We start from the raw sequence: 11898 nt of genomic DNA on the forward strand, positions 1-11898 counted from the left end.
TTTTGAAACTTCTGTTATCACGATATGTTGAAAACTTGATGGTGCTTCAAATATTCAGCATATCTATGAGATCGAAATCTCACTGTCACTGAATGTAATTTTTTGTTTCATAAAAAACGTCAACACTGAGCAAGGTTTATTAATAAGTAGTCACGCTAAAAGTGATTTGGAACACGCTTTCTAGTTGATGTGTAACATTGGAAGCGATGCATGGTGGATAACATGAAACAAAAATTAACTCCTACGCTACTTGCCGCAGTGGTAGCCGGTGCTCTTTCGTCTCCAGCAATGGCAGACATCATCATCTCTCAATATGTAGAAGGTGGTGGTTACAACAAAGCGATTGAAATTGCTAACACTGGCGATACAGCCGTTTCTCTTGATGGTTACGAGCTAGCGAAAAAGTCTAATGGTAAAGGTGACTGGAACAGTCATCTCTCTCTGAATGGCCAGGTGCTAGCTGCAGAAAGTGTATTGGTCGTAGCAAATACTCAAGCTAGTCAAGATATTAAAGATATCGCTGATATCTTAAACGGTTCATTGGCTACCTTTAACGGTGATGATCCTGTTGCACTACTAAAGGACGGGGTAGAGCACGATGTCCTAGGTGTTGTGGGTGACGTTGATTTCGCTAAAGACGTAACACTAGTACGTAACTCGGATGCGATGACGCCTTCTTCTACTTATGACGCTTCTCAATGGTCATCACTTCCGAAAGACAGCATCGAGGGCTTAGGCGTTCTTGATGGTGGTACAGCGCCAGAACCGTTTGCTTGTACACAAGATGGTGCGACTCCAACCTTTACTTCGATTCAAGAGATCCAAGGTGAAGGTGATACCTCTCCATTTATTAATGGTTACCCATACATCACAGATGAAGAGTTTTTTGTTAAAGGTGTCGTCAGTGCGGTAACAACCGGTCTGACTAAAGGCTTCTACCTACAAGCATTAACGGACGACTACAACCCAGAGACTTCAGAAGGTCTGTTTGTTCATACCAATCAATCAAGTTCTGATCTGCAAGCGGGCGATGTGGTGTGTGTGAAAGGTAAGGTACAAGAGTACTACGATCACACCCAACTAAAAGCAGAAAACAACAACTGGGTTAAACAAGGCGAGCAAGCTGCTCCAACGGCGACAGACATCGAAATCCTAGCAACGGATGAAAACTTCGACCGCACACTAGAGCGTTACGAAGGTATGTTGGTGAACACCACAGAAGCTCTGGATATGCGCGTTACCCGTACCTTTGGCTACGATTACGCAGCGCGTCGTAACAATATGGTACTGGCGCAAGGTCGTATCAGCATGCAGCCAAACCAGAACTTCCCTGCAGGTTCAGAAGAGGCGAAACAGCAAAGCATTGAAAACGCAGAGCGCCGCTTGTATGTTGAGTCAGATGCTAAGGCTGGCGATGGAGCAATTCCGTACTATCCAGACTTCGGCCGTACTGACATTGACCAAGATGGCTCTACAGAAGATTACATCCGTATCGACGATACCATTGTCGGTCTAGAAGGTGTGATTACCTACAGCTACGGTGATTACCGCCTAATTCCAACCAATACCCTAACCAGCGAAAGCTTTATTCGTAATGACCCTCGTACCGAAGATATCGATATGAAAGAGGGCGATTTACGTATTGCTACCTTTAACGTACTCAACTACTTCAACTCGCCATTTGGTGGAGATGCAAATCCACATGGTAATAACCGTGGTGCGAATAGTTTTGAAGAATTCGAAGTACAGCAAGAGAAAATCGTTAATGCGATCCTACGCCTAGACGCCGACATCATCGGCCTGATGGAAATCGAAAATAACGGCTTTGGTGATAGTGGTGCAATTCGTCAGCTTGTGGACCAATTGAACGCTCGTATTGCGAAGAAGAAAGACCGCTACGACATCGTTGCTATCGACTCTAACGGCGATAAAGTGACGGACGAGAACGACTACATTGGTACTGACGTGATTACTACTGGCGTAATCTACCGTCCGAAAGTAGTTAAGCTGAAAGACTCTCGCGTAATCCCTATGCCAAGTCAGCAAGCGCCAGAAGTTTTAGATGACAATGGTAAAGTGATTGAGGATGGTAAGAACTACCAGCGTGATTCTCTAGCGCCGACGTTCAAAGTGAAAGGCACTAAAGAGAAGATCACGGTTGCGATTAACCACCTTAAATCTAAAGGTTCTAAGTGTTGGGAAGACGCAGCACCAGTTGAGCAGGGTGGACAAGGTGGTAAGGACCTAGATAAGCAAGGTTCTTGTGAAAACTTCCGTGTTGCAGCTGCTGTTGCGCTAGGTGAAGCTCTAAATGAAATCGACGGTCACAAAGTGATTCTGGGCGACTTAAACGCTTACGGTAAGGAAGATCCACTACTAGTACTGACCGATTACAGCCAAGAGAAGTATGGTAAGACGATCAAAGCAGCGCGTAATACTTACATCGACGGTCAGGTTCAGTTTGGCGACGAAGGCGCTGTGATCACTGATAGCTACGGCTACATCAATGCAGTGGCGAAAGCGCATCCAAACAGCTGGAGCTACTCATTCAATGATGAAGTGGGCGCACTTGACCATCTACTGATGAGCCCAAGCCTAGAGAAGCACTTTGTTGATGCAACGGACTGGCACATCAATGGTGGTGAGTCGAAACTGTTTGATTACAACGAAGAGTACAAAGGTGATCTACCTAAGTACAACGACCACTTCCGCTCTTCAGACCACGATCCAGCAGTGCTAGAACTGAACATGGCGGGTTCATTTGGCTTTGGTGCCATGATATCGCTATTTGGTTTAGCCCTATGGCGTCGTCGTAAGTAAGTTAACTTGCTGTAAACAGATAAGGTCGGCCTATGCCGGCCTTATTTTATCGTTTGCACTTGCCTTTATTCTTCCTTGCTGCACAATACCGCCCCTAACCATTCAATTTATCAATGCTGTTCGTTTCACCATGTTACTGATTATCGATAACTACGACTCTTTTACTTATAACCTGTACCAATACTTCTGTGAGTTAGGTGCTGAGGTGAAAGTAGTGCGTAATGACGAAATTAGCTTAGAGCAGATTGAAGCGTTAAATCCTACCCACTTGGTTATTTCTCCGGGGCCGTGTACCCCAAATGAAGCAGGTATTTCACTGGCAGCGATTGACTACTTTGCCGGAAAGCTACCCATCCTTGGTGTCTGTTTAGGTCATCAGGCGATTGCCCAAGTATTCGGTGGTGAAGTGGTGCGAGCGAGGCAGGTAATGCATGGGAAAACGTCGCCAATTGCTCACAATGATCGCAGTGTTTTCGCTGGCTTGAATAACCCACTGACCGTGACTCGTTACCACTCGTTGGTGGTGAAAAACGGTACGCTACCGGATTGTTTTGAGCTGACAGCTTGGACGCAACTGGCAGATGGCAGCATGGATGAAATCATGGGTTATCAACACAAAACCCTGCCGATTGATGCGGTTCAGTTTCATCCTGAGTCGATTAAAACGGAGCAAGGTCATCAGATCCTTGCCAACTTTATTGCCCGAGCGCCGCTTTAAAACACTCAATTCCAGTGTCTGCTATTCGGTTAAAGCCTGACTTAGATCACTTTTCTTAACATTTTCTTCATAAACTTGCGTATGGATACTTTGTGAAAAAGTATGCGTAGAGTTTGTCACGCCTACTTCTCAGCCCTTATCGCGACTAAGATTAACCATAGCTTATCTTTAATATAAGAATATATTGCTTCATAAATGTGAAAGGGTAATGCATAAATACTCAAGGATCATGAGTATCAGACTTCGTAGTGGCGATTAAAAAGAATAAACCACTATTGAAATGGTTAATTAAATGTAAATACAATGCCGTAGTTGCTTAAAAGCAAAACAATATCTTATTTCATTGAATCGAAGTAAGGACACCATATTCGCTATGCATGCGGTATTAAGAGGGAATGTGCAATGACTGTAGAAAATAAAGTAGAACGCGGTTTGTTTGATGAGGTAATGGTACCTTGTTACAACCCAATGGAAATGATTCCAGTAAAAGGCGAAGGCGCTCGAGTTTGGGACCAACAGGGGACTGAATATATCGACTTTGCTGGTGGTATTGCCGTGAGCTGCCTAGGTCATTGTCACCCTGCAATGGTGAATGCGTTAACTGAGCAAGGTCAGAAGATCTGGCACCTAAGTAACGTAATGACTAACGAACCAGCACTACGTTTAGCGAAAAAGCTCACTGATGTGTGTTTCGCTGAGAAAGTGTTCTTTGCTAACTCTGGCGCAGAAGCGAACGAAGCGGCACTTAAGCTAGCTCGTCGTTACGCAGCTGATGAGTTTGGTCCTGAGAAATCAGAAATCATCGCTTTTAAACAAGGCTTCCATGGCCGTACATTCTTTACCGTGACTGTTGGTGGTCAAGCGGCTTACTCAGATGGTTTTGGTCCTAAGCCGGGTGATGTTACTCACCTACCGTACAATGATGTTGAAGCACTGAAAGCACACATTTCAGATCGCACTTGTGCGATCATGATGGAGCCACTTCAAGGCGAAGGCGGCATCATCTCTCCAACTGACGAATTCGTACAGACAGTGCGTGAATTGTGTGACAAACACAATGCACTACTGATTTTTGATGAAGTACAAACCGGTAACGGTCGTACTGGTAATTTCTACGCATACCAAGGTCTGGGTGTAACGCCTGACATCTTAAGTACTGCTAAATCACTTGGTGGTGGTTTCCCTATCGGTGCAATGCTAACGACAACGGCGCTTTCTAAGCACCTCAAAGTCGGCACACATGGCTCAACATACGGCGGTAACCCACTGGCATGTGCGGTTGCAGAAGCTGTGGTTGATGTTGTTAGCGCACCTGAAACACTAGCTGGTGTTGCAGAGCGTGAAGCGCTGTTCCGTGAAGGCTTAGCTAAACTGAATGATAAGTACAACATGTTCGAAGAAGTGCGCGGAAAAGGCTTATTGCTTGGTGCTGCACTGAATGACGATTGGCAAGGCCGCGCTCGCGACGTATTGGTTGCAGCAGGTAAAGAAGGCCTAATGGTGCTAGTGGCAGGAGCAAACGTAGTACGTTTCACCCCATCACTGGTTATCACTAAAGAAGAAATTGAAGAAGGATTAGCGCGCCTAGATAAAGCTCTAGCAACGCTAGCTAAATAATAATTAAACAAACCGGGGGAGCAGTTTTGCAATAGCTCCCTCAATACCAGTGCTACCTGAACACATGATCGATAGCATTGGTATCCCGCATCAGGAGGGAGTATCGATGCTGGTTGTTCGCCCTATCGCAATGTCGGACTACGACGCGCTGCACACATGTGCGGTTGAGTCGGGTCATGGATTTACATCTCTACCAGTTAACGAAGAACTGTTAACTAACCGTATTACTCATTCAGAATATAGCTTCACAAAACCAGAGGTATCAGAGCCAGGTGATGAAGGCTATCTGATGGTGGGCTTTGATAGTGAAACTGGTGAAGTTGCCGGTTGTACAGGTATCGAAGCATCCATTGGTTGGGATGTGCCTTTCTATTCATATCACATCAGTACCGTGGTGCATTCATCACCGAAACTGGGTGTGAATAACGTCGTTAAACTACTGACGTTCGGCAACAACTACACAGGTTGTAGTGAGATTTGTACTCTGTTCTTGAGGCCGTCATTCCGTGGTGGCTTGAATGGCCGTCTGATGTCGAAATGTCGTTTTCTAATGATGGCAGAGCATCCGCACCGCTTCTCAAAAACTGTATTCGCTGAGATGCGTGGTGTTTCTGATGAAGAAGGTAACTCGCCATTCTGGCAGTGGCTGCAAGAGCACTTCTTCTCAATTGATTTTACTATGGCTGATTACCTAACTGGTATTGGTAAGAAAGGCTTCATCGCTGATCTGATGCCGAAACTGCCAATCTACATCAACTTACTGAGTAAAGAAGCGCAAGCGGTGATTGGTGAGGTACATGAAAATACCCGTCCGGCACTGCGCCTACTGGAAAAAGAAGGTTTCACTTGCCGAAACTACGTCGACATCTTTGATGGCGGTCCAACGGTTGAGTGTGATGTGCGTAATATTGAATCCGTGCGTCACTCTATTCGTGCCAAGGTGACGATTGCCGAGCATAGCAGCTCTCAAGATTACCTAATTTCTAATACTTCGTTTGAAGACTTCCGTGCAACAGCAGCCAAAGCAGCTCATGACCATGAGTCAGAATCGGTGATTCTATCGCCTGAAGTCGCGCAAGCATTGAAAGTGAACGAAGGCGACTATGTTCGCATGTTAGCTCAGTAACGCTGAGATTAAGAACAAATTTGAAGGAACAAGTTATGACACATTGGATTGCAGGTGAATGGGTGGCAGGTCAAGGTGAGTCGATGAACTCACAAAGCCCATATAACAATGAGGTCATCTGGCAAGGTGAGAGTGCCACTCCAGAGCAAGTTGAGCAAGCGGTCTCAGCTGCACGCAGCGCGTTTGTGGGCTGGAAAAAAATGAGCTTTGCTGAGCGTGAAGCGATTGTGCTCGCCTTTGCCGAAAAGGTAAAAGAGAACAGCGAGCAGATCGCTGAAATCATCGCTAAAGAGACCGGTAAACCGATTTGGGAAACGCGCACAGAAGCCGCGGCGATGGCAGGCAAGATTGCTATCTCGATTCGTGCTTACCATGACCGTACCGGTGGAGCGCAGCGTGAAGCCGCGGGCAATCAAATTGTCCTTCGCCACCGCCCATTAGGTGTGATGGCCGTATTTGGTCCATATAACTTCCCAGGTCACCTACCGAATGGTCACATTGTTCCTGCGCTACTTGCGGGTAACACCGTGGTATTTAAACCTTCAGAGCAAACGCCGCTAACTGGCGAGTTTGCAATGAAGCTGTGGGACCAAGTAGGCCTGCCAAAAGGGGTAATTAACCTCGTACAAGGTGCGAAAGAAACCGGTATTGCACTGGCGGACTCAAAAGGTCTTGATGGTGTGCTGTTTACTGGCAGCGCTAACACTGGTCATATCCTGCATAAACAGTTTGCCGGTCAGCCGGGCAAAATGCTGGCGCTAGAGATGGGCGGCAACAACCCGATGGTTATTTCTGAAAACTACGGTGAAGTGGATGCGACGGTTTATACCATTATTCAGTCTTCGTTTATCAGTGCTGGCCAACGCTGTACCTGTGCGCGTCGTCTGTACGTACCTGTGGGTGAAAAAGGTGACTTGTTGGTGAGCAAACTGGTGGACGCAACTAAGAAGATTCGTGTCGATCAGCCATTTGCTGAACCTGCACCATTTATGGGGCCGCAAATTTCTAAAGCAGCTGCTGACTTCATCCTTGCAGCGCAAGCTAATCTGCAAAAATTGGGTGGTGAGAGCTTGATTGAAGCGAAAGCGGGTCAAGCTGCGTTTGTTACTCCGGGTATCATTGATGTCACAGCGATCGCAGAGCTACCAGATGAAGAGTACTTTGGCCCATTGCTACAAGTGGTTCGTTACCAAGGTCTAGAGAAAGCGGTCGAGCTAGCTAACGATACGCGCTTTGGCTTATCGGCAGGTCTGGTTTCTACCGATGACAGCGAGTGGGAATACTTTGTTGACCACATTCGCGCTGGCATCGTTAACCGAAATCGCCAGCTAACGGGCGCAAGTGGTGATGCACCATTTGGTGGCCCAGGTGCTTCGGGTAACTTACGACCAAGTGCTTACTACGCCGCGGATTACTGTGCTTATCCTATGGCATCAATGGAAGGCGGAGAGACTCTTCTTCCCGCAACATTGAGCCCGGGACTAGAGCTTTAAAAAACATTAGGTCAAAGAACCTAAGTTAGGGCATTCCCTTCTTCCTCCCTGAGCTGGGAGGCTTTTAACGTCACAGGTTGAAGGCTATCAGACTGATTATCTGGACAAATCGGTTTGGTAGCCTCTTTTATAACTTAACCAATAATAATAACGACTAACCCGATAACGTAAACAACCGTAAACAAGGAGGCGTTATGACGCCAGATGCTTTATTCCAATCGTTATGGAAGGACTATATTCAACGCTTGTGTCCCTCTGCTGAAAAAGTGCATCAACTACTGCAAGAAGATGAAACGCTGATCAACGACCATATTGCGTTACGAACTTTCAATGTCGAGCCATTGGGTATTGCAACTTTAGCGCAGCCTTTCTTAGACGTTGGCTACAAACCTTGCGGTGACTATCTGTTTGAAAGCAAGAAGTTGGTAGCCAAGCACTTTGAACATCCTGACCCGAAACAGCCAAAAGTGTTTATCAGTGAGCTAAAAGTGGAAGAGTGCTCAGAAGCATTGCAAGCTATCGTCACTAAGCTGGTTGAGCAATTGGACACCAGTAAGCTAAAAGGTCATGAATTCTTGTCTGGCGGTCGTTTATGGGACTTAAGCTACGCAGATTTTCAAACATTAGCGGCAGAGAGTGAGTACGCTTCTTGGTTAGCGGCGCATGGCTATGGTGCTAACCACTTTACTGTTAGCGTTAACCAATTGAATGTGTTTGAGGAAGTGGTTGGCGTCAATAATCACCTACGTGAGGCAGGCTTTACCATTAACGAGTTTGGTGGTGAAGTGAAAGGCTCTCCAGAGGTACTGCTAGAACAATCCTCAACCATGGCAGACAAAGTTGCGGTGCAGTTTAGCGAAGGCACTGAAATCATCCCAGGTGGTTTCTATGAATTTGCTAAGCGTTACCCAATGGTAAATGGTGAACTTTACCCAGGGTTTGTTGCGGCATCTGCAGATAAGATTTTCGAAAGTACTAACGGCTAGCAGTGTTCGTTAGATAAAAAGAAAGCCACCGAGTCGGTGGCTTTTTTAATTCTGATTCGTTAATCGAAATTAACGAGTACCGTATACAACGATTGTCTTACCATGAGCAGAGATTAGGTTCTGCTCTTCTAGCATCTTCAGGATACGACCAACAGTCTCACGAGAACAGCCAACGATTTGGCCAATCTCTTGACGAGTGATCTTAATCTGCATGCCGTCTGGGTGAGTCATTGCATCAGGTTGTTTCGCTAGGTTTAGTAGCGTCTGAGCAATGCGGCCCGTTACGTCTAGGAATGCTAGGTCACCCACTTTTTGGCTAGTCACTTGTAGGCGGCTTGCCATCTGCGCTGAAAGGCGCATTAGGATGTCTGGGTTAACTTGAATTAGTTGACGGAACTTCTTGAAAGAGATTTCTGCTACTTCACAAGGAGATTTAGCACGAACCCAAGCAGTACGCTCTTGATCTTCTTCGAATAGACCAAGCTCACCGATAAAGTCACCTTGGTTTAGGTAAGAAAGGATCATTTCCTTACCTTCTTCGTCCTTGATAAGAACCGCAACAGAGCCTTTAACGATGTAGTACAACGTCTCAGCTTTTTCGCCCGCATGAATTAGCGTGCTTTTTGATGGGTACTTATGAATATGACAGTGTGAAAGGAACCACTCTAATGTTGGGTCGGTTTGAGGTTTACCTAGAACCATAATATCTCACTTCCTCTGCAGGGTACGCTTGCCGCTTTCCATGTTTTAGCAAAGCCTTAAATAGGCCCACTAGGATAAGAGCACTTTACAAGTGCTGCAAGCCATCTTGTGTTTCGGTAAGAAATAGTATCCTTTTTCGAAAACGATTTCTTGATTTTAATCGGGTCCAACGACGTATTTACTACGCAAAACTGTGCACATGATCACGGTATGAAAAGTAATCGTGTTCTAGCCGTGCGTATTAGCCAATTTTTCCCGTTTCGATTAATTGTTGAAGAATAGGTCGTACGATTAATTCCATCGCAAAACTCATCTTACCGCCCGGTACAACGATGGTGTTATGGCGCGACATAAACGAGCCATCAATCATTGCCAGCAGGTAAGGGTAATCAACATTCTTGATGCCACGAAGGCGAATCACCACAAAACTTTCATCTAGGCTTGGAATGCCTTTGGCGTTAAGTGGGTTTGACGTATCCACAGTCGGGACACGCTGAAAGTTAATATGAGTACGCGAAAACTGCGGTGTAATGTAATTCAGGTAGTCGTCCATCGAACGAACAATTGAATCCATCACTGCCTCACGTGAGTGTCCTCTATCACGGGTATCACGGACAAATTTCTGAATCCACTCAAGGTTAACGATCGGCACCATACCAATTAGGAAGTCGACATGTTGCGCGACGTTGACATCACCATCAACCACACCACCATGCAGACCTTCATAGAACAGAACGTCTGAGTTTTCCGGCAGATCTTGCCATGGAGTAAAGGTGCCTGGCATTTGATTGTAAGGGACGGCTTCATCAAAAGTGTGTAGATAACGACGGACTTGGCCTGTACCTTCTTGACCATACTGACGAAAGAATTCCGCCAGACCACCAAAGTCATTAGCTTGCGGGCCAAAATAGCTGATATGGCGACCCTGTTCACGAGCTTTACGGATTTCAACATCCATTTCTGGGCGAGTGAAACGGTGAAAACTGTCGCCTTCAACCCATGCTGGCTTAACGTTCATCATGTTGAACATCTTGCGGAAAGCTTCAGAGGTGGTAGTGGTTCCCGCACCGGACGAACCAGTAACGGCAATAATAGGGTGTTTTGCTGACATGACAAACCTTGTCTGAGAGTACGTTCCTGTAATCGACGTCCACTATAGCATGCTTTACTTGGACGTCACTGTATGCAGTTCTCTAAAATCTATTTTTGAGTTGAATATCGACCGTTTCATGTAACTCAGAGAAAACCACCACCGCGTCTCCTGACTCAAGCTGTTTTTTGATTTGGTCAATTTTACTTTGCAGGGAAATTTCTATCGCACCGTAGTCCGTCCCCTCACGCAGGACAAACTCTTTGATTAAGTTATCCAGCGTGTCTGGATCGATTTGTTGCCAAGGAACAATCATAAATGCCTCTAGATTTTATGTTCGTTGTAGACGCTCGCTATTATGCCGAAACCGCCAAACTTTCATAGTAGGCGGGTAGAGCTTCTTCCAGCCAAAAGCGTGGGTTAATCGCGCTGCCGGTGACAAAACCGACATGGCCGCCTTGGTCAAACAAGCGATAGTCGATGTTCTCAGGCAGCACATATTTCGGGATCACCGCATCCGTCATAAATGGATCGTCTTTGGCGTGAATGATCTGAGTCGGCAAAGTGATCTCTTTGAGACGATGAATACCTGAGCATTGGTGGTAGTAATCTTCGGCGTCTTTGAAGCCATGCAGTGGCGCGGTGATCAAGTCATCGAACTCGTACAGTTTTGTTACTCGCTTGATGTTGTGGTAACTGAGGCCAAGCTCGCCTTTGAGGAGGTGGTGCTTTTGTAGCGCGCTCTTTTTGAGCGAAGAGAGCAGATAGTTTTTATACAGCTTAGAAAAACCTTGTTCGATACGTTCAGAGCACGCAGCGAGATCCAGCGGAGCTGAGACGATGGTCGCCGCATCAATCAGCGGATTATCGCGATACTTGGCTAGATAGTTAGCCAGCATATTGCCACCAAGCGAGATACCGACAGCGACTTTGGTTTGGTTGGGGAAGAGCGTATCAAGGTGCTCAAGGAAAAAGCGTGCGTCTTCGACCTCTCCTGAGTGATAAGCCCGAGCCAGTTTGTTGGGTTTACCGCTACAGCCGCGAAAATGCATCATCACCGACAGCCAGCCTTGCTTGGCAAAGGCATCCATCAAACCATTGGCGTACGGACTGTAAAAACAGCCTTCTAAGCCATGAAACAGGACAAAAATCGGCTTATCAATTTTGGCCTGTTGACCATTGGTTTGAGCGACGTCTTCACTCCAAGCAATATCGAGAAAGTCCCCATCAGGGATATCAAGTGTTTGCCACACCGGCTCAAATAGCGCTTTCTTACGAATAAATCGTGGCGCTAGAGTTTGAAGGTGTGGATTGGTGAGTCCTTTAGCCGCAACAAATTGTGTCAT

Annotated in this window: 10 protein-coding genes; 6 read left to right on the plus strand and 4 right to left on the minus strand. The window is 46.2% G+C overall.

The window, feature by feature from the left end:
• Positions 1-222: 222 nt before the first annotated feature.
• The 6 genes from ACHUFZ_RS12665 to ACHUFZ_RS12690 all read left to right on the plus strand — a co-directional run bounded on the left by ACHUFZ_RS12665 (position 223) and on the right by ACHUFZ_RS12690 (position 8760).
• Positions 223-2820: an ExeM/NucH family extracellular endonuclease gene (locus ACHUFZ_RS12665; RefSeq protein WP_394127462.1), complete on the plus strand. Its 2598-nt coding sequence runs from the start codon at positions 223-225 to the stop codon at positions 2818-2820.
• Between the two features lie 130 nt (positions 2821-2950).
• Complete coding sequence (locus ACHUFZ_RS12670; RefSeq protein WP_394127463.1) at positions 2951-3538, plus strand: aminodeoxychorismate/anthranilate synthase component II; 588 nt, start codon at positions 2951-2953, stop codon at positions 3536-3538.
• 402 nt (positions 3539-3940) lie between these two features.
• Positions 3941-5155, plus strand: coding sequence for an aspartate aminotransferase family protein (locus ACHUFZ_RS12675; RefSeq protein ID WP_394127464.1), 1215 nt, complete (start codon positions 3941-3943; stop codon positions 5153-5155).
• 106 nt (positions 5156-5261) lie between these two features.
• Complete coding sequence (astA, locus tag ACHUFZ_RS12680) at positions 5262-6281, plus strand: arginine N-succinyltransferase (RefSeq protein ID WP_394127507.1); 1020 nt, start codon at positions 5262-5264, stop codon at positions 6279-6281.
• A gap of 35 nt (positions 6282-6316) precedes the next feature.
• A complete protein-coding gene (gene astD / locus ACHUFZ_RS12685) occupies positions 6317-7774 on the plus strand; it encodes a succinylglutamate-semialdehyde dehydrogenase (RefSeq protein WP_394127465.1) in 1458 nt (485 codons plus the stop codon).
• A 194-nt stretch (positions 7775-7968) separates the two neighbouring features.
• Positions 7969-8760 (plus strand): DUF1338 domain-containing protein, encoded by a 792-nt coding sequence (locus ACHUFZ_RS12690; RefSeq protein ID WP_394127466.1) that lies wholly within the window; start codon positions 7969-7971, stop codon positions 8758-8760.
• A gap of 69 nt (positions 8761-8829) precedes the next feature.
• Here the strand turns inward: ACHUFZ_RS12690 and crp are convergent, their stop codons facing one another.
• The 4 genes from crp to ACHUFZ_RS12710 form a co-directional block, all read right to left on the minus strand.
• Positions 8830-9462 carry a cAMP-activated global transcriptional regulator CRP gene (crp, locus tag ACHUFZ_RS12695; protein ID WP_004410522.1) on the minus strand — a complete coding sequence of 211 codons (633 nt, stop codon included), beginning with the start codon at positions 9460-9462 and terminating at the stop codon, positions 8830-8832.
• A gap of 241 nt (positions 9463-9703) precedes the next feature.
• The gene (locus ACHUFZ_RS12700; protein WP_004410516.1) at positions 9704-10573 is read right to left on the minus strand and encodes a phosphoribulokinase; all 870 of its coding nucleotides are present in this window, start codon (positions 10571-10573) and stop codon (positions 9704-9706) included.
• 82 nt (positions 10574-10655) lie between these two features.
• Positions 10656-10868: a YheU family protein gene (locus ACHUFZ_RS12705; RefSeq protein WP_394127467.1), complete on the minus strand. Its 213-nt coding sequence runs from the start codon at positions 10866-10868 to the stop codon at positions 10656-10658.
• Positions 10869-10908: 40 nt separating this feature from the next.
• The gene (locus tag ACHUFZ_RS12710) at positions 10909-11898 is read right to left on the minus strand and encodes a hydrolase (RefSeq protein ID WP_394127468.1); all 990 of its coding nucleotides are present in this window, start codon (positions 11896-11898) and stop codon (positions 10909-10911) included.

Origin of the sequence: Vibrio hepatarius, assembly GCF_043642085.1 — a bacterium.
In the GTDB taxonomy this organism is placed as follows: domain Bacteria; phylum Pseudomonadota; class Gammaproteobacteria; order Enterobacterales; family Vibrionaceae; genus Vibrio; species Vibrio hepatarius_C.